17 protein-coding genes, 1 tRNA gene and 3 pseudogenes are annotated in these 18,189 nt (G+C 35.2%); 7 read left to right on the top strand and 14 right to left on the bottom strand.

From position 1 onward, the window contains the following. Positions 1–54 precede the first annotated feature (54 nt). The 9 genes and pseudogenes from HF196_RS03480 to HF196_RS03440 form a co-directional block, all read right to left on the bottom strand. Positions 55–690 (bottom strand): annotated as a pseudogene (locus HF196_RS03480) (integrase core domain-containing protein); the annotation flags it as partial. Between the two features lie 41 nt (positions 691–731). Beyond that, positions 732–1,040, bottom strand: a complete 309-nt coding sequence (locus HF196_RS03475; protein WP_168455825.1) for a hypothetical protein — start codon at positions 1,038–1,040, stop codon at positions 732–734. Between the two features lie 100 nt (positions 1,041–1,140). Then, on the bottom strand, positions 1,141–1,449 hold the full coding sequence (locus tag HF196_RS03470) for a hypothetical protein (protein ID WP_168455824.1): 309 nt from the start codon (positions 1,447–1,449) through the stop codon (positions 1,141–1,143). Positions 1,450–1,682: 233 nt separating this feature from the next. After that, complete coding sequence (locus HF196_RS03465; protein ID WP_168455823.1) at positions 1,683–1,838, bottom strand: hypothetical protein; 156 nt, start codon at positions 1,836–1,838, stop codon at positions 1,683–1,685. Between the two features lie 57 nt (positions 1,839–1,895). Beyond that, positions 1,896–2,006: pseudogene (locus HF196_RS03460) on the bottom strand (IS982 family transposase); the annotation flags it as partial. A gap of 209 nt (positions 2,007–2,215) precedes the next feature. After that, positions 2,216–3,958 (bottom strand): type I secretion system permease/ATPase, encoded by a 1,743-nt coding sequence (locus HF196_RS03455; protein ID WP_168455822.1) that lies wholly within the window; start codon positions 3,956–3,958, stop codon positions 2,216–2,218. A gap of 133 nt (positions 3,959–4,091) precedes the next feature. Next, on the bottom strand, positions 4,092–5,123 hold the full coding sequence (tsaD, locus tag HF196_RS03450; protein ID WP_168455821.1) for a tRNA (adenosine(37)-N6)-threonylcarbamoyltransferase complex transferase subunit TsaD: 1,032 nt from the start codon (positions 5,121–5,123) through the stop codon (positions 4,092–4,094). Between the two features lie 70 nt (positions 5,124–5,193). Next, the gene (locus tag HF196_RS03445; RefSeq protein WP_168455820.1) at positions 5,194–5,931 is read right to left on the bottom strand and encodes a WD_0702 family putative metalloprotease; all 738 of its coding nucleotides are present in this window, start codon (positions 5,929–5,931) and stop codon (positions 5,194–5,196) included. Between the two features lie 64 nt (positions 5,932–5,995). Next, a complete protein-coding gene (locus HF196_RS03440; protein WP_168455819.1) occupies positions 5,996–6,655 on the bottom strand; it encodes a hypothetical protein in 660 nt (219 codons plus the stop codon). Positions 6,656–7,146: 491 nt separating this feature from the next. On the opposite strand from HF196_RS03440, the gene HF196_RS03430 reads away from it, so the two are divergent. Then, on the top strand, positions 7,147–8,250 hold the full coding sequence (locus HF196_RS03430; protein ID WP_246198524.1) for a hypothetical protein: 1,104 nt from the start codon (positions 7,147–7,149) through the stop codon (positions 8,248–8,250). Between the two features lie 60 nt (positions 8,251–8,310). Here HF196_RS03430 and HF196_RS03425 read toward each other — a convergent pair. Further along, a tRNA-Arg gene (locus HF196_RS03425) sits at positions 8,311–8,384 on the bottom strand. A 137-nt stretch (positions 8,385–8,521) separates the two neighbouring features. Here HF196_RS03425 and HF196_RS03420 point away from each other — a divergent pair. The 6 genes and pseudogenes from HF196_RS03420 (at position 8,522) to HF196_RS06090 (ending at position 12,902) form a co-directional block, all read left to right on the top strand. Continuing rightward, positions 8,522–9,327, top strand: a pseudogene (locus tag HF196_RS03420) (ABC transporter ATP-binding protein). A 92-nt stretch (positions 9,328–9,419) separates the two neighbouring features. Next, positions 9,420–9,587 carry a twin-arginine translocase TatA gene (gene tatA, locus HF196_RS03415; protein ID WP_006013840.1) on the top strand — a complete coding sequence of 56 codons (168 nt, stop codon included), beginning with the start codon at positions 9,420–9,422 and terminating at the stop codon, positions 9,585–9,587. Between the two features lie 124 nt (positions 9,588–9,711). Further along, positions 9,712–10,383 carry an exopolysaccharide biosynthesis protein gene (locus tag HF196_RS03410; RefSeq protein WP_168455817.1) on the top strand — a complete coding sequence of 224 codons (672 nt, stop codon included), beginning with the start codon at positions 9,712–9,714 and terminating at the stop codon, positions 10,381–10,383. A 94-nt stretch (positions 10,384–10,477) separates the two neighbouring features. Beyond that, positions 10,478–11,125 (top strand): exopolysaccharide biosynthesis protein, encoded by a 648-nt coding sequence (locus HF196_RS03405; protein ID WP_168455816.1) that lies wholly within the window; start codon positions 10,478–10,480, stop codon positions 11,123–11,125. Continuing rightward, the gene (gene cysS / locus HF196_RS03400; RefSeq protein WP_168455815.1) at positions 11,118–12,482 is read left to right on the top strand and encodes a cysteine--tRNA ligase; all 1,365 of its coding nucleotides are present in this window, start codon (positions 11,118–11,120) and stop codon (positions 12,480–12,482) included. The genes HF196_RS03405 and cysS overlap by 8 nt, the downstream gene beginning before the upstream one ends. Before the next feature lie 6 nt (positions 12,483–12,488). Beyond that, the gene (locus HF196_RS06090) at positions 12,489–12,902 is read left to right on the top strand and encodes a YqaA family protein (protein WP_168455814.1); all 414 of its coding nucleotides are present in this window, start codon (positions 12,489–12,491) and stop codon (positions 12,900–12,902) included. Positions 12,903–12,912: 10 nt separating this feature from the next. Here the strand turns inward: HF196_RS06090 and HF196_RS03390 are convergent, their stop codons facing one another. The 4 genes from HF196_RS03390 to HF196_RS03375 form a co-directional block, all read right to left on the bottom strand. Beyond that, on the bottom strand, positions 12,913–14,436 hold the full coding sequence (locus HF196_RS03390; protein ID WP_168455813.1) for an N-acetylmuramoyl-L-alanine amidase: 1,524 nt from the start codon (positions 14,434–14,436) through the stop codon (positions 12,913–12,915). A gap of 107 nt (positions 14,437–14,543) precedes the next feature. Beyond that, positions 14,544–15,371, bottom strand: a complete 828-nt coding sequence (locus HF196_RS03385) for an EndoU domain-containing protein (RefSeq protein WP_168455812.1) — start codon at positions 15,369–15,371, stop codon at positions 14,544–14,546. A 61-nt stretch (positions 15,372–15,432) separates the two neighbouring features. After that, entirely contained in the window at positions 15,433–16,623 is a 1,191-nt protein-coding gene (locus HF196_RS03380; RefSeq protein ID WP_168455811.1) for a phosphoglycerate kinase, read from the bottom strand. Between the two features lie 40 nt (positions 16,624–16,663). After that, positions 16,664–17,683, bottom strand: a complete 1,020-nt coding sequence (locus tag HF196_RS03375) for an NAD(P)/FAD-dependent oxidoreductase (protein WP_168455810.1) — start codon at positions 17,681–17,683, stop codon at positions 16,664–16,666. Positions 17,684–18,189 lie beyond the last annotated feature (506 nt).

The following is an 18,189-nucleotide window of genomic DNA, read 5'->3' as shown; positions in this document are numbered from 1 at the left end:
TCACTAAGTATAGAATTATCTTTAGGATGTATGGTCCCAGAGTGTGATGGTTATTATCAATAATTCAGGATACTTTGTCCACTGTAAACATATAAATTCAAAAGGGGTAAGACCATTAAGAGTTTTGAGCCTCTTTGCATAATTGTAAGCCATAAAAAAGTCTTAAAGGTGCCCTTTGAGTTGTTGATGGGACCGATAATAATACTTCTTAACTGTAGCATTTTTCAAAGTCCTATTCATACGCTCAACTTGCCCATTCGTCCAAGGATGACTAATTTTTGTTAGACGATGTTCAATGTCATGTTCTTCACAAACTCTTTTGGTTTAACTTCACCATTAACGTCTGGTAGTCTACTAATGTTATGCCTTTGTAAACAACGATGCAGGCTAGAAGTGCGGAATTGTAGACTGCAAGGCATAAAGGCAATCATCTAATAGTAGGAGCGTATGCTTTCGAAATGCAACGATTATGGCTTCCTCTTCTAAAGTTAAAACAGTTGATCTTGGATACTTTGGACCCATATCAGCGTCTTTAGTAAATGAACGTTTTCTCCATTTAACGATAGTTTTTGGGTTAAGGTTGTAGTGCTTGGAGAGTTTTGCTATGCTCTCTTTACTATTTTGTATTACTCTACGCTGTTGTTCTGGCGCACCCCCATAACTCCTCCTTCGATGGTATCTTTTTCTCATATTTTATCATACCATCACACTCTGGGACCATACACCTAGCCTCACACATACTGCAGTTGCTCAGGATTACGGTTTTTATCAGCATTACCAACTTCCATATTACTAACTGAACTATCTGGCTGTTTACTACTTCCCTCTGGAAAGAAGCGCTCAATTATCTTATCAATCACAAAACCTAAAGGGTACAAAACAACTAAAGATGCTATCGCAGTTATGGCACCTATCGCTGCAGGTGATGTGAAGCCAAGAACAACTAGTCCTATTCCGATTCCAAAGGACACAGCAACATCAGCAATACCATTTATACAATTTTTAACCTTATGCTCAGTGCTATTTCTATATTCTCTCAAAATTCGTCGATGCTCTTCAGATATATCTTCTTCAACAGCAATACCAGAAGCTTCAATGATACCACCTATACAATTCTTTACTTTATGCCCGGCATTATCACTATTCTCTTAAAATTCGTTTATGTTCTATAGCTTCTTCAGATGTTTTGAAATCAGAACAAGCATTAATTATTAAAGATATTAACGGTACAGATAAACCAATGATTCCGCCTACAATGATAGGTGATAAACTAATATAACTCAGAGCCAAACCTACAATAACTCCTATCCCGGCTGTAATTCCTATTGTTATTCCTAGGCCTGCTGCTTGCACTAATATTGCTGTTACTGGACGTGATTTAAAACGTTTTTTTAACTGATCATTTCTTGCTTGAATTGCTTCATTTAATTGTTTTCTTGTATAGCCCATACCTAATTTAAAACTAATAATTATAATGTTAATACTTTTAGTTTATATTGTCAACTTATTTCATCAGACTTCTTTAATTTAAAAGGTTTTCTTTTGAGGAGTATACAAAAGCTGTTAAACTTAAGTATGATTTTGTTCTGGATAGTGTAACCACTAAGAGTGCCTTTTAATCAAAATTTAAGGTATGTTATAAACGTTCTTTGACCTTGGGGTGCTCCTTTTTCCTAAAAACCTTATCTAGGCTCTGTGAACAAAATTTCGTCATGAGAAAATAAGGAAAAATGTAGCAAAAACTGGTAGTTTAACTTAGGCTCTGCTACTTCATATTTTGACTTCCCTTTTTCCACCAAAGATATAGCTTTCTCTCTTAAGTCTACACTGTATCCCATTACTTACCTCATATTTCTTCAATTCCTTATTATACTTTTATCATTTGCTTTCGAAAGTACTATAGTTGGTTTTCTTCCATTTGATACGAGCATATTGGCAAAATTCTCATCAACCATGTAACAAAAATCCTCGACGCAGCAATAAAGTTCTGTAATATCTTTCTTCATGGGTCACCTCATTATTAAAGCGGAAATAACTTGGAGTTTACCCTCTTTCCTGTCTTTTTTCACTTATTTCTAATCCATAGTTGGGGTTTGTACCATTCAGATTACAAAAAGACATACTGGAATGACATCATTAGGTTACTTGGATGATCCTACCTTGAATATATTAGTAGACTATAAAGTAAAGGTAAATATTGCATATTTCTCTCTTTTTAGCCACTTGCTGAAGAGCGTTTACCTTCTGTAGCACTCGATGATGGAGCAACCAATTTGCTTAAAATCTCATCTCTTGGTCCCATAGCATAAATAACACCATCTGACATAAGAACCACTTTATCGACCACAGACAATAACGGTAGTTTGTGAGTTATAACCATAGTGGTGGTATTTTGCTTTCTTGCAACATTGATTGCATTAATTAAGCATGCCTCTCCACTGCTATCTAAGTTAGCATTCGGCTCATCAAGCACCAAAAGTTTTGTGTTTCCATAAAAAGCCCTTGCAAGGCCAAGCAGTTGTTTCTGCCCACCAGAAAGTGTCACGCCAAAACTTCCTATCGTTGTATCATATCCGTTTGGTAAACTTAGTATTAATTCATGTATCCCTGCAATTTTTGCTGCTTTGATCACTTCTTCAGGATTTGGATCTGGTCTCATGCGAGCAATATTAGCTTTAACACTGGTATTAAATAACTCAATATCCTGAGGTAAGTAACCAACATAATTACCAAAATTTTCTCGATTCCAGGTGTACACATCAGCACCGTCCAGTCTTACTACACCAGATATAGGCTTCCATACACCAACTGTTAACTTTGCAATGGTTGATTTACCAGAAGCACTTGCACCAATAACACCAACCACATCTCCTGGTTCTATTACAAACGATATACCCTTTACCGTTGGTTTATTGCTTCCATAAGGAGTAAAAAACACCCGATCAAACTCCAGTCTTCCTTCAGGTTCTGGTAGAGCCATAGTTTGCTCCCTTTTTGGTGACGTTAATATTAGTCTTTGCAGTCTCCCATATGACATTCTGGCCTGATTTAGAAATTTCCAAGTATGAACTGCTGCATCAAATGGAGCCAATACTCTACCCATTAAAATTGAAGCAGCAATGATACTACCGGCAGTCTTATGAGCTGTGATCGCCAGTAATGCACCCGTCCCTATTACCGATATTTGTAGAGTCGAGCGTAAAAACTTAGTAATTCCAGTAATTAGATTAGAACGATTCTGTGCCTTGACTTGCATCATGCGATTCTGATCGTTCCGTTTACACCAATCAGAAACTATAAATTCTGACATACCCATAGCTTCAACCACTTCTGCATTTCTTGTTGCAACATCTATGGCATTTATATTCCGTATAGTTTCTTCGTTGGTTTCTTGCAATATACGTTTAGTGGCAAGCTCATTCCATATTGCCATAGAGATTAATATAATGATTCCAGCAATAGCTATAAACCCTGTAGAGGTATGTATCATAAAGATCACAACAAGGTAAATTAACGACCATGGAGTATCAAATAGTGAAAATATACCATTTCCGGTAATGAAATTTTTTATTACCCCAAGATCTCGTAGTGCTTCACCACTGGAAGTTGAGCTCTGCACTGATGTTAGCCTAATTGATCTTACTATTAGGTCTGGTGTTGCAGTTTTATCGATCCAGTCACCAATTTTCGCCATGGCTAAATATCGACAAGTTTCAAGCATTGCAGAACATGCAAATGCAGATAAGGTAATGATTGTCAGCATAACAAGCGTCGACACGCTTTCGCTTGATATTACCCGATCAAGTACTTGCGAGGTATAAAGTGGCAGGAACAACATTAATAAATTAATTCCTGAGCTAAACCAGAAAATAAACCAAAATGCACTTTTGCACTTTTCCAGACAAGTATATAGTATACTTTGCTTCAGTTCTCTTTTTACTGACGGAGTAATGTCCACAATTTCCCTTTTAATTTGATTATATGCACCATATACAACTTTTATTGCAAAAGTATTAACGCAAGCTGGCTAACTCTAAGTTAATGTAATAAAATATCAATATACATAAACAAAAGAAAAGAGGGTTAATACTTCATTCACCTCCTAATTTAGCAGTGAGAGGTTCTACCAATTCCCACTTTGGCCTTGGCGCAAAATTGAGCGGATCTATGTAGTTTTTCTCCAATCTTTCAATCCCTGCCCATCCAACCATTATTGCATTATCTGTACATAAGTGATTAGGAGGGGACAAGATGTTCAAGTTTATGTGTTTTTTTAATTTTTCTCTCAGAAAATTATTTGCTGCAACTCCACCAGTAATAACAAAATCATTGATCTTGATATTTAAAGATGCAGCCATAGCAACCGCATTTTTGACTCTATCGAGTAGTATATCGCTCACACACTCTTGAAACGAAGCACACACATCACACACATCTTGCTCGCTCATTTTAAGTTCTTGCACTAAGTTTCTTACCGCTGTTTTGATTCCAGAAAACGAAAAATCACACCCAGAACGTTTTACCATTGCTCTTGGAAGTTTAAATCTTGTACCATCACCTTTTTTAGCCAACCTTTCAACTAATGGGCCTCCGGGATAGCTTAAACCTAGCATCTTAGCTACTTTATCAAATGCTTCACCCAACGAATCGTCTAGTGTTTCTCCAAGTTTAATGTATTTACCTACATTCTGTGCAATTAAAAATTGACAGTGACCGCCCGAGATTAACAAAACTAAAAACGGAAATTTGACTTCATATAGTAACCTGATAACTAGCACATGCGCTTCCAAATGATTAACTGCAATAAATGGTTTTTGTGCTGCATGAGCAATTGCTTTGGCCATCATCGTGCCAACTATTAATCCACCTATGAGCCCTGGTCCTGATGTTGCTGCAATTGCATCTAGGTCACAAAAGTTAAGGTTAGACTTTTCTATAGCACCCTTTATTATACCACCCAAATGTTCCATATGAGCACGTGATGCTATTTCAGGGATCACACCACCGCGTTTTTTGTGTTCTGTTTGAGAAAGAATCTTGTGGGCAAGGACTTGCTTATCACTATTCACAATTGCTGCTGCAGTTTCATCGCAGCTTGTTTCAACGGCTAAAATAGTTCTCATCTATATTTAGTTACTGTATTATTAAAACTATACTTTGAAATGCTGTGAAAGTTAATCGTATTTTGCCAAGCTAATCATCATCTCCAAATATGGAGCTAATCTTTCTGCCCCCAGGAGAAAATTTATCAGTCCAACTGCTTTGCACTTTGGTTACGTCTTGAATGGCAGTCTTATTGCTGTATTCCTTTATTTCCTTGTCTAATCTGTTCATTATTTGTGAATCCAGGTAATCCTTTTTCCACTGACCGGTAGCAAGGAACACTTTGTTTAAATCTTGAGTACGAATTAAATACTCTTTATCCTTAGGGTAAACCTCCTGAGCCCAAGCAAATAGTTCAAAATAGCGTGCAAACAATTCCGATGCGCGTGACTTTGCAGTCTGATAAGCTTGTATCTCCTTAAATATAATTTGACCAATAATCTTCTGTACAAGAATATTTGCTTGTTTTAGATTTTGCTCAATATCCTGATAAACTTTATGGAGAAACTCCTGCTCTAAGCTCAAGTTAAGCTCATTTTCAACCATATGTGAAAGTTCATGTACTATAATGTACGGATTTGACCTTCTCAGCACAATAACATACCTATTTGCACCGGAAGACTTAATTGTTTTACACAGTCCTTCTTCCATATCTATTAATCCCTCTCGATATACTTCAAACGAGAGCCTATTTTGCTTTATCAGCGACAAAGTAAGGTTTAATGTGCCTCTAAATTTTTCAAATTGATAAAGATACTTAATATATCGCACTACATCTTCACTGTTTCCTACTTGAGTTGCCCGTTTTATTAAACTCTTGATCAGCATATTCATTTTAAATAGACATTTATACTCAGGTATTGATCTGTTATATAGCTGTATCTACAGTCGGTTATCTTCCTCTCCCACCAGATTCCACAGTAACGCTTTCTACATCTGCACGATCTCGCCTATTCCTACCCATTACTAAAGCAGGACTTATTCCAATTAACACCACAGCAGCTACCAACCCAACTACACCGGCTATACCCATTAGCTTAGAACTTTCAGCCGTATTATCATTTTTAGATTTTTCAATTAGGTAACATGAACTTGCAGACAAAGCAAGAACACATAAACCATAAATTACTTTTTTTATTATGCCATTTCTTACACATCTTAACCTACCATTTCTAGCTTGTTCTGCGGTAGCTGCATTGGTAGTCTGAATATACAAAATATTTTTTGTTCGTCCCAATTCCTCTGATGTTTTTCCTCCTGCATCCCTAATAGCACTTTCTAATTCCTTTAATATTTTGTTCTCTATCCTTGGTCTTTCACTGAGTTTTGATTGATTACCTTGACTGTCGGCAATAATAACACAATCCAAAGCTGTCAATTTCTTACTGTTATGACTGTCAATAATAATATTATCATTAATATGCTTTTTTAATTTATTAATAATCTCTAATGCTTCTTTACCAATACCTTCGCTATCAGCTTCAACAAGAATTAATGAGATTTTTTCAACTAATTCTTTTTTATTCATCTTACCCACTATAATTCCCGACATATATATTATTACATTTTTATAGTCAACCTTTTATTTGTTGAAATCACAATCCCACGCTTTGGTTCACATTTAGCGCCAAACACACACAAAAATAAATTACTCAAAGCGCTAGTGAAAGCGCATCTATAGAAAAGTCAGTTAGATAAAGAAATGCATGCGAATCAAAAAGAACTAAGCAGAGAAAACAAGAAAGCAAAATATCCATACCGGGCTTTACAACTAAACTGGCTAGCTCCAAAAATCAAGGAGAATATTTCAAATAGCGCATAGCCATGTTGTTTAAAGTTAACGGATTTTAGGAAGAAAAGTACTACTTTTGTGGAGTGAGTAGTTGGAGAAGTTTTACTGGTGGATAGGAGAAATGAGTCATACCAACATTTAGGGAGACAGATAATTATAATGCAACAGGTAAAGCTACTGTTAATACAAAATAAATAAACCATAGTTTAAAATTGTACAGTGATAGTGAGCTTTTATAGAGGGGTACAACAATGGGTATAATAGGTAATTTTTTAACTAGACATACTAAAAACAATAATACAAAAGGTGTGAAATTAGCTTTAAGCCTTAATAAGGTAACAAATAATTTCAAAAAACTCTTTTCACTCCCTTTTGGAAATACAGAATCATTTAATACGAATAATAACCAAGTTTTAACCCGTGCTTTAGAATATGCAGTAGATAACCTTGACCACGACACAGTAAAATTACTTATTAACGCTGGCGCAAACGTCAATACAATAGACACCAGTGATATAGTTTATAAATACAAAAGAGCACTTGCTCACGAGAAAGAGGATATATCGGTGCAAGCTAGGAAGTTTCTCAAAGACCATAGAGAAAAATGCTGTTTAGTGCTAGGTGAGTTAGTAATACACGGTGCAATGCCTAAAAATGGCAAGGAAAAAAAAGATATATTAAGGATTTTCAAAGAAGTAGAGGGTTTTAATGAGTTTAAGGAAGTAGCAGAGTTAAAACTTAATGCTAACTCAATTAGTAATCTGCTTAAAAAACCTCCTATAACCTTTCAATATCAGCTAAATTTGCTTTCTAAAGAACCCATTTATACTGAGGTATATGACTCCAAAGTCGGTAACTCGTTGAAGGATTTGGATACATCAGAAGAGCCTATTTATGCTGAGCCATATAAAGAATCTACTGAAAATTTGTCATTGGAAGATAGTGGTTACTCTAGTGTATCAGAAGAACCTATTTACGCTAAAGTAGATTTATCCAAGAAAAGAGCTGAAAGAAAAGCAAAAGATATAAAAGCTAACTCAGAAACTTACCATCACACTCTGGGATCACATAGCCTAGTGAAAGACAAAATAAGTCAGTGGCAAGAGCGAATGAAATCAATTGAACACAGTGAGCTAATTAATCAGCAACGGAGTAGTAATCGAAAAGTCGATACCAAAGCAAATTTGAGTGTAAAAGAAATAAAACAAAAGTACGAAAGCAAGCACTCAGGTTATGATTCTAGCTATGATGCAAAAGTTAAACAGTTGAGAACAAAACCTAAAGTCCCTAACCCTAAGGTAAATTCTGTCAATGTTAAATATGTAATAGAAAAAGGCACTTGCGCTATAAAATAACTGAATATAGACGGTTAAAACAGGCTATTGTGGCAAGTTTTGGTTATATTAATTAATATATGGGACTAGTGCGATTCGAACGCACGGCCTTCGGATTAGGAATCCAACGCTCTATCCTACTGAGCTATAGTCCCATGTATTTGCACAATATCATAGCAAAAAATCTCGTAGTTTTCTAGATCCCCTGCATCACCAATTTATAATAACAAAAAACATTCCTGTATATTTCTTGAGTATAATGTTATTATATTTAATAACATAGTTTAAATTGATGCTAGTTAACAACATTAGTTATTCCTATAACAATCAAGATGACTTTGCTTTAAGCAGTATAAACATCGAAGTAAAACGAGGGAATGTTGCATGCTTATTGGGACATTCAGGTTGCGGCAAGTCAACAATTTTAAAATTAATTGCAGGAATAGAAAACCCAAAATCTGGCACCATCTTTATAAATGATAGGCTAGTTGCAAGCGATGATACATCAATTGCAATAGAACACAGAAATGTTGGATTAATTTTCCAACATTCTGCACTATTTCCCCACAAAACAGTAGTAGAAAACATAACTTTTGCTATTCGTGGCGTTTCCAAAAAAGAAAAGTACCTTACTGCATTGGAAATTTTGAAGCTATTAAACATAGTAAAATATGAATATATGTATCCTAATGCTCTATCAGGAGGGCAGCAACAATTAGTCGCAATAGCAAGAGTCATGGCACAAAATCCTGATGTTGTGTTGCTTGATGAGCCATTTTCTAACTTAGATATACTGCTTAAGTGCCAAACAAGACACCATATATTGTCTCTTTTTAAAAGTAAAAATATTCCTGTGCTAATGGTAACCCACGACCCACAAGAAGCATTGAAAGTTGCAGATTTTATCTATGTAATGAAAAGCGGCAAAATTATTCAATCAGGAGTTTCCAGCGATATATATCGCAGGCCTAAGGATCGCACATTAGCAAAGTTCTTCAATGAGCTCTCTCTTTATAGCTAGGAGAGAAGCTTCCGTTTGACGGCTGTAAGAAAATAATCCAGTTTAAAATTATTATAAAATGGATTGAAAAATTTTGACCTATAATTAAATAAAGGTGATATAATTTATGTGTTACTTGATTTCTGTCAGGTTTAATATCCAAAAGTTAATATTTTAAATGGAGGTGTAAATGAGTTTAGGACCATGGCAATTGTTTCTAGTCTTAATAATAATCTTAGTTCTGTTTGGTGCAGGTAGGTTACCACAAGTTATGGGTGATTTAGGAAAAGGCATTAAAAATCTTAAGCAAGAACTTAAGGATTCAGAGAAACTATCATCTAACGAACCAGATCGTTAGCGTCTTTACACTTTGTGACACGTACTTTAGTGCGTGTCATTTGTTTAAAAACTTGAACTAGCTAAAGAATAGATTGAAATACTACCGCAATTATGTTAGTTAGAAGGAATTATTTTGTTAAAGAATGAATACAAAAAAAAGCGAGAATTTGACTGAAGATAAAAAATTGGCCTCCGATATTTTAAAAGAGGTTGCAGATACTAACAACGCTGATAGTGATAAAGTGACGCTATTTGATATTAAAACAGCTCTACAAGAGCGCGGTTTTGGTATCTTAATAATCATTTTCTCCTTGCCATTGTCGGTACCCATACCAGTTCCACCTGGTTATACAACCATACTTTCTATACCTTTAATTTTATTTTCACTGCAGCTTTTATTTGGTTTCCACTCTCCTTGGATGCCCAATTGGCTAGAAAGAAAATCTTTTCAACGCTCAACACTAGCTCTCGTGGTAGAAAAAACTTCACCCGCATTAAAAAGAATAGAGAAGTTCATGAAACCAAGAATATCTTTCATTTTCTATGGACCTGGTGAGAAAATTTTGGCTTTTATGATGTTGCTTTGTGCAGTGATAATAGCTCTTCCGCTACCTTTTACTCACTTCCTTCCTGCAATCGGCGCAACCTTCATTTCGCTTGGTATTATGGGTAAAGACGGATTTCTTTCCATATTGGGGGTCTTAATCTCATTGTGCGCATTATTGCTTACTTTTGTTGTAATAATCAAAGGGCCGCAGCTTATAACAGGAGCATTCTCTTTCCTAAAAAATTTGCACCTGTTTACAACATCTTAACACAAGATGAATCTCGGGTGTAAACAAATAATGAATGTTGAAATATAGCAATAATTATGCTAGTTAAAAGGAATGGTTTTGTTAAAGGATACCTGTGCAAAAAAGTGAAAAATTGACTGAAAATAAAAAATTAGCATCTGACATTTTAAAAGAAGTTGCAGATACTAATGACGATAAAGTGACATTGTTTGATATTAAAGCAGCTTTACAAGAGCGCGGTTTTGGTATTTTAATAATCATTTTCTCCTTGCCATTGTCGGTACCCATACCAGTTCCACCTGGTTATACAACCATACTTTCTATACCTTTAATTTTATTTTCACTGCAGCTTTTATTTGGTTTCCACTCTCCTTGGATGCCCAATTGGCTAGAAAGAAAATCTTTTCAACGCTCAACACTAGCTCTCGTGGTAGAAAAAACTTCACCTGCATTAAAAAGAATAGAGAAGTTCATGAAACCAAGAATGTTTTTCATTTTCTATGGACCTGGTGAAAAAATTCTAGCTTTTATAATGCTGCTCTGTGCATTATCGATAGCCATTCCGCTGCCCCTAACTAACTTCATTCCTGCAATTGGCACAACTCTCATTTCGCTTGGTATTATGAGTAAAGATGGACTTCTCTCTATATTGGGAGTCTTAGTATCATTGTGTGGGTTATTACTTACTCTTGTTGTAATAGTTAAAGGACCACAGCTCATACTCGGAGCATTTTCCTTTCTAAAAAGTTTTGTATATGGTTAGGCTCTACAACACTCTAACAAAAAAAAAAGAGCTCTTTACGCCTATCAACAAAGCTCATGTAAAAATGTATGTTTGTGGGCCAACGGTATACGATACGGCACACATAGGTAATGCACGCTCTGTTGTTGTTTATGATGTGTTATTTCAACTACTAAAATCTTGTTACGGCAAAGTTACTTATGTGCGCAATATAACTGATATTGACGATAAAATAATCAATGCAGCAAATGAGAAAAATAGCAGCATAGAAAGCATCAGCACATATTACACTCAGGCTTTCCATGAAGATATGAAAAGTATAAATTGTGCAGAACCAACACATGAACCAAAGGCAACGGAAAATATAGACCGCATTATTGAATTAATCCAATATTTGTTGCAATCTGGTCATGCCTATAAATCCAACAGGCATGTATATTTTAGCGTAGAATCTTACCCTGAATATGGTGCTTTATCAGGGAAAAAAATTGATGAACTGGACCATGGTAGTAGAGTTGGAATTGGTGAAAATAAAAAGCATCCTGGAGATTTTGTGTTATGGAAGCCTGCAAACGATATTGACTATAAACTTTCAAGTTACTGGAATAGCCCATGGGGAGAAGGAAGACCAGGATGGCATATAGAATGCTCAGCAATGTCCTACGCTTATCTTGGTCAAGATTTTGACATTCATGGTGGCGGTATAGATTTACAATTTCCTCATCATGAAAATGAAATTGCGCAAAGCAAATCTGCATTTGTAGGATCAACGTTTGCGAAATATTGGGTACATAATGGTTTTCTTACGGTCAATAAAGAGAAAATGAGCAAGTCCCTATTTAATATAGTCAAGGTAAGGGATCTACTTACAAACGGGATAAAGGGGGAAGTAATACGTTACGCACTACTTAAAACTCACTATAGAAAACCTCTTGACTGGACAGAAAATGTTATTTCTGAGTCGCAAGAAACTCTAAACAAGTTTTATCGGTTATTACGTGGTGTTAGTATTGAGAAAAGCGATGCGGAAGTTTCTAAAGATTTCATAGAGGCTTTGAAAAATGACTTAAACATCCCTGAAGCTTTAGCTGTATTGCATGAAATGGCCACAAAAATCAACAAAACGAATAATGAAAATGAAAAACTTAAATTAACTGAAAGTTTTGTAAAGAGTGCAAGATTTATTGGTCTTCTTGAGTTAAGCTATGAAGAGTGGTTTACTACTGGCGTGAATCATCAAGAAATAAAAAGATTAATAGATTTAAGAAGAGCAGCAAAACAAAACAAAGATTATGACACTGCAGATAAAATAAGAGAACAACTAAAACAAATGGGAGTCTCAATTTCTGATAATGAAGATGGTACAACAACCTGGTAAGTTCATATGGAAAATTATTTCCTGTTGTTCACAGATAATCTAGTATCATCACTGATTTTACCTATACACCATAGCTTTGTGTTTTACACTATGTTATGCTTCAGATCATATTATGATCCACTACTTATGTTACTTTTTGGAGTATTAGGATCAAGCATTGGTGGAATAGTTAATTGGCACTTAGGTAGAATAACAATTTCTATCAGGAAATCATATCACAAATTAGAGAAGCAATATATAATATCAAAAGGTTTAAGAAATTTACTGATTTGTGCAGTTGTACTACTTTCATGGATGCCAGCGCTTGGAAGTACAATTCAAGTTTTATCAGGTTATTTCAAATTAAATCTCAGTGTTTTTACTTTATTCACTATCTTATCCAACCTTTTTTACTTGTTATACCTTACCATTACTATTTAATAAGTTGCTATCAAGTAGCTAAGTTGGTTTTTAAAACCTCTTCCTTTGCCTTTTCTAAATATTCCAATATAGTTTCATGCAGCGCAGTCCAATACATTTGTTTTTCCATATTGGGTATAAATTCTTGTTTCCAAGTGTCCTTAAATTCCTGAAACCATTGCTTCTCAAAATCTTGGAAGTCAGATAAAACTTCTGACCTAAACTCGTCAATTAAACTCGAAACTTCTATAGCCTTTTCTGGGCTTAGAGACTTTAAAAACGATATCTCATTCTTCAAGGTATCTAACTTTACAAATACATTAAGCTTAAATGGCATATAAAGTGAAGACCTTATATTATATCTTAGATAAGAATCATAATACAGCTTGATCTTATACATTAACATAGCAAATGCATTAGAAGAAACGTTATTTTCGTATTGCGCAAGAAACGATAACAAACACTTGTAATCTGCTTCGTTCAAAAATGGTGGTTGTAAACTTGACTCAATTTTATCACTCAAGAATTTGAATCTTTTGAAAATACACTTGCCATACTCGCTTAAAAGTTCAGGCAGAATATCTTCCCATTCCAGCTTTAAAAGCAATTCCTTCCTTATTTCTTTTGGTAAATGGCGCATTGAAAATTGACTAATGACCCACGCAAAACTTTCATCAAACTCATCTGAGTAATCAACGCCATTTTCAGGAAAAATTATACTACCTTCTTTATTAATCCCAGGCTCTATCTTATAGAGAAAGTTATTTAATCTTTTCTTTAATTTCAAAATATCTTCACCCTTATCACCCATCTTATATAAAATTTCATTTACTTTTTGTTCTGCATCTTGAGAATTGATTCTATCACCTATATGCAATCCAATGCCATTTTTTTCCAATAATTCCCAATCAAACAGCTTATGTGGATCAGGCTTACGCATCACGTAACCTACAATGGCTGGATTGTACACTATAGTGCCTATCTCGGCATGACCAAATATCATATCTTTTCTGATCTTAAAGCGTTCCATAAGGTACAAAATTAGATCCTTAACAGACCTCATTTGTTCTTCTGAAAAAGGCTCAAGCCCTGTGTTTACAATCTCTATGCCTATAGAATAATCATTCAGTTTTTGCAGCTCTTTAACCATGTCATCTATTTGAACTTTTGCATAACTTATGCCAGCGTGCCATGCTCGTTTTTCGAGTGGAACCATTAGAGTAACGCTGCCATCTCTATCGACGATAAGCTGCACTGATATCCCTGAAGAATTTAATGCGCATTTTGTGCTTTTTAATGTTGGAGATTCGGTATGGTGCACTACCACCATCAACACTTTTTTGTCACCTCTATCATCATAATGTGAATTCGGTGCAGGATCCAAAAACAGTAGATTTTTTAAGGATGGCAGATTTTTTTGCAAATCCTGAAAATCGTCCTCGATGCTATTTAAATGAGATTGCTGCTCAGATATAAGAGGTGCTGGAAAGATAACAAGCAACAAAAGTGCAGAGACAAACAAAATTGATAAACATTTTTTTACTATAAGCTTCATGTAGCTTTAACGTTCCACAAATTGTGGAAACCACCCATAATATAACTAAACTAATATAATACATATAAATCAATATTTGTTTAGTTTTTTTTCAGCCAGTGTGCCTATCAAGATTTGCTACAGCTACAATTAGTACTTTTATCATTACACTTTGGTGTTAAGTCAGGGTAGAACGTAAGTATAGCGTTATTCTTTCTCACAAACACTGATTGATAATTGTCATCTTCCATTTTGTATAGGCACATTCCATCCTTTCCCAGTTCCTTAAATGCTTTAGTTGCAGAAACTAAAATATCATCAGCATGAAGGTTATATGCATACCCATTTGGACACTTAACTTTCACTTCCCCATCTTTACCCAAATATTTCATTCCAAATGTATAAACTGGCGGATCAACCTCTATCTTGTTACACAGAGACTTATCACTCCAAATCGCACCTGCCCATTTATCTTCTTGAGCTTCAACATACCTACCTACAAAATGCATACCACCTAGCCCTAATCTATCTGGTTCACCACAAAAAATATGTCCAAATCCTATAGTCTCTTTTTCAATTCCGCTATTTGTAAACCAGATCTTGGTTAGTTCATCCTTAAACAATTCCAAGTCTGCATTCGGTGTAATCACTTGATGATCGAGCCTATCGTACATTTCTTTCACTACTTCTCGATGTTGCGGGCAATCAAGCAAAATTCTGAAATCTTCTTCATCAGGATATGTTCCCCAATCTCCACAGATTCGCAATACTCCTATATCAAAATCAGTCAACTCTGGAAACGGTGGAATATAGTCTGGACCTGAAGAATCTGTTTTGAAAAACGGCTCAAAGTCAATTTGTGAATTCACATCATTGAAATAATGATCCCTAACATAAAAAACAAATCCAATTACTGGTATTATTAAGCACAAGATTAACTTAGCTGTTTTTGACATAATAACGACATAACTTCATAAAAAAGCTAGGGTACAAGTAACAATTTAAAAAAGCTTTAATCTAATGTCTATGCAGCGCAGCAACTCCCGGCATCTCGTCACCACTGAGCCAACTTAAAAACGCTCCTCCACCGGTTGAAATATATGTAAAATCTTTATCAGTGAGACCTGCAGCATTTACTGCAGATAGGCTATCGCCTCCCCCTATTACACTAGTTAACTTTCCTTCGTGTGTCAAACGACTTACCATTCTCATCACCTCAACTGTACCATTTGCAAAAGCCGAATGTTCAAAAACACCAATAGGTCCATTCCATAGCAGAGTTTTGCTGCTCGCTATTATACTGCTTATTGTGCTTAAAGTTTGAGGCCCAATATCTAAAATTATATCATCATCTAAAATGGATTCGGTTTTTCTCAAAGTGCCAGTGCTGTAATCAGAGTTTACTGCAACCAAAGCATCTTCAGGCACAATTATTTTGCAATTGTTTTTATTTGCTGTGTCAACAACATCATGCAGGAGACCATCAACACCACTCTGAAAGAAAGACTTGCCGATATTCACTCCATTAAACAATAAAAAATTATTAGCAATTGCACCACCAAGGACCAGATAATCAACCTTCTCTGCTAACTTTATCAGCATTTTTATTTTAGTTGATATTTTAGCTCCCCCAACTATTGCAGTAATAGGTTTAGCATCAAATGATACAGCCTTTTCAAGATATCTTAGCTCATCTTGCAAGCAAAATCCTGCATAGGAAGATAAAAGTTCTGTAATGCGTGAAATGGAAGCGTGAGCTCTATGAGAGCAAGAGAATGCATCGTTAACATATACATCCGCTAGAGATGCTAGTTGTTTAGCAAAATTTAAGCTGTTCTGTTCTTCTTCTTTATAAAACCTTAGATTTTCTAGTAATATTATATCCCCTCTATCCATCGCATCTACTGCTCTTTGCACCTTTTCACCAACACAATCATCAACAAATTTCACTTCTTTGCCCAGCAGGTGCGATAAAGTCTCAACTACGTTTTTTAGCGATAGACCTCCGTCTCTGTCTTTTGGACTGCCAAAGTGTGATATAATAATGATTTTCGCACCTGCATTTACCAAGTGTTGAATAGTAGGAAGCGCCCTCAAAATACGAGTGGCATCATGAACCTTTCCATTTTTTATAGGAACATTGAAGTCAACTCTGAGTAAAACAGCTTTGTCTTGAAAATTACAATTTTCTATACTAGGTATATTCATACAAAACTAAAGCTATAAAGCCAATATACAGTAGTTTGACTTAAAGTAAATCGCTTTTTTTCCTGTGAACTCCCTTGGAAGTTGAATATTGAAAATTAACTGGAGAATTGTGGATTACTTTGTGTATGTCATAACAAGCCATAGCGCTCTCGGCAAAACCATTTAGTATCAACTTTAGTTTGCCTAAGTAAGTAGCCATATCTCCAATTGCATATATCCTATCTCTACTGGTTCTAAGTGTAGCCTGGTCAACGACTATGCGACTATGTTCCAATTTTAAATCCCAATTGCTTATTGGCCCCAAATTCATTGACAGACCAAAAAACGGTAGTAAAAAATCAGCAGATATTTCTTTTTCTTCTCCAGAAGCAATGTTTTTCACTATCGCCGCACTCAACTGCCCATCACTTCCCGCTAGTCCATGCAGTTGATATGGCACTATAAGCTCTATCTTTTCATTATTTTCAAGCAATTCTAATTTATTTCTCATTTCAGGAGCACAACGAAATTCCTTTCTTCTATGTACTACATAAATTTTCTTTGCAACTTTAGAAAGTTCTATAGTCCAATCAGCCGCAGAATCCCCCCCTCCCGCAATAACTATAGTTTTATCCTGAAAATCAGAAATTTTATTTACGCTATAAAATACGGATTTATTTTCATATTCTAATATACCACTAAGAGGTGGGCGATTAGGTTCAAACATTCCATTGCCTGCAGCAATGATAACAGCTTTACATTTTATCTCCATGCCTGTGCTTGTTATCACAGTGAAGTTTTGACTGTCATTATCCAAAATTTTCTCCACCCTTTGGCCTAGATGGTAAACAGGTTCAAATGGCGAAGCTTGCTCCATTAACTGTTCAATTAACCTTTGAGCAGTAATGACAGGATAGCCAGGTATATCATATATTGGTTTTTCTGGGTAAAGAGCAACACATTGTCCTCCTGCCCGATTTAAAATATCTATTATATGACATCTCATATCGAGCATTCCCGCTTGAAAAGCGGTAAATATTCCAACAGGCCCAGCACCCACTATTACTATATCAGTTTCCATATTTAGATGGTAATTTACTTAGATATTAGTTAGTTTTGTTAATAAGGTCAATTTATGAAACTGCCAAAAATATAAGTAGCTTAGATCAAACTCTCGCAATAACGTTACAAAAAACAATACAGGATTAGAGAGTAACTACTAAGGAACCCACAGAGTTAAGACAAAATAAATTTTTATATAATTATAATAAGATATTAACTTTAATAGTGAGATAAATGTTAAGAACGATTTACAAAAAAAGTTCTAAATAGAAGTAATTTCCTTTTTGAAACTCTACCATCGAAGTAGTTAAACTACTTCGATTTATATTTTTTTCGGATTCCAGCTCATAATGCTAGAATCCAGCTTTTTTTAAAGCCATAGAAATAAAGTCATAAATTAGATAAAAATTGCTTGACATACTTTATAGCTTTGCTATAATTAACGGCGAAGGTGTTTTAGGATCCAAAAATCTCTCTTCGCTTGCAAGCTTTTCCATTAAACAACGAAGTTCACTAAAAAGTTTA

Source organism: Wolbachia endosymbiont of Ctenocephalides felis wCfeJ, assembly GCF_012277315.1.
Classification (GTDB): Bacteria; Pseudomonadota; Alphaproteobacteria; order Rickettsiales; family Anaplasmataceae; genus Wolbachia.
Note: the sequence above shows the minus strand (reverse complement) of the source record. Positions and strands in the feature narration are given on the sequence as shown.

What these genes read in the sequence shown, in the direction of transcription:
- HF196_RS03470 (WP_168455824.1), bottom strand. Translation starts at nt 1,449, where the DNA reads ATGGGCTATACAAGAAAACAATTAAATGAAGCAATTCAAGCAAGAAAT.
- HF196_RS03465 (WP_168455823.1), bottom strand. Translation starts at nt 1,838, where the DNA reads ATGGGATACAGTGTAGACTTAAGAGAGAAAGCTATATCTTTGGTGGAA.
- tsaD (WP_168455821.1), bottom strand. Translation starts at nt 5,123, where the DNA reads ATGAGAACTATTTTAGCCGTTGAAACAAGCTGCGATGAAACTGCAGCA.
- HF196_RS03445 (WP_168455820.1), bottom strand. Translation starts at nt 5,931, where the DNA reads ATGCTGATCAAGAGTTTAATAAAACGGGCAACTCAAGTAGGAAACAGT.
- HF196_RS03440 (WP_168455819.1), bottom strand. Translation starts at nt 6,655, where the DNA reads ATGTCGGGAATTATAGTGGGTAAGATGAATAAAAAAGAATTAGTTGAA.
- HF196_RS03430 (WP_246198524.1), top strand. Translation starts at nt 7,147, where the DNA reads ATGGGTATAATAGGTAATTTTTTAACTAGACATACTAAAAACAATAAT.
- tatA (WP_006013840.1), top strand. Translation starts at nt 9,420, where the DNA reads ATGAGTTTAGGACCATGGCAATTGTTTCTAGTCTTAATAATAATCTTA.
- HF196_RS03410 (WP_168455817.1), top strand. Translation starts at nt 9,712, where the DNA reads ATGAATACAAAAAAAAGCGAGAATTTGACTGAAGATAAAAAATTGGCC.
- cysS (WP_168455815.1), top strand. Translation starts at nt 11,118, where the DNA reads ATGGTTAGGCTCTACAACACTCTAACAAAAAAAAAAGAGCTCTTTACG.
- HF196_RS06090 (WP_168455814.1), top strand. Translation starts at nt 12,489, where the DNA reads ATGGAAAATTATTTCCTGTTGTTCACAGATAATCTAGTATCATCACTG.
- HF196_RS03390 (WP_168455813.1), bottom strand. Translation starts at nt 14,436, where the DNA reads ATGAAGCTTATAGTAAAAAAATGTTTATCAATTTTGTTTGTCTCTGCA.
- HF196_RS03385 (WP_168455812.1), bottom strand. Translation starts at nt 15,371, where the DNA reads ATGTCAAAAACAGCTAAGTTAATCTTGTGCTTAATAATACCAGTAATT.
- HF196_RS03380 (WP_168455811.1), bottom strand. Translation starts at nt 16,623, where the DNA reads ATGAATATACCTAGTATAGAAAATTGTAATTTTCAAGACAAAGCTGTT.
- HF196_RS03375 (WP_168455810.1), bottom strand. Translation starts at nt 17,683, where the DNA reads ATGGAAACTGATATAGTAATAGTGGGTGCTGGGCCTGTTGGAATATTT.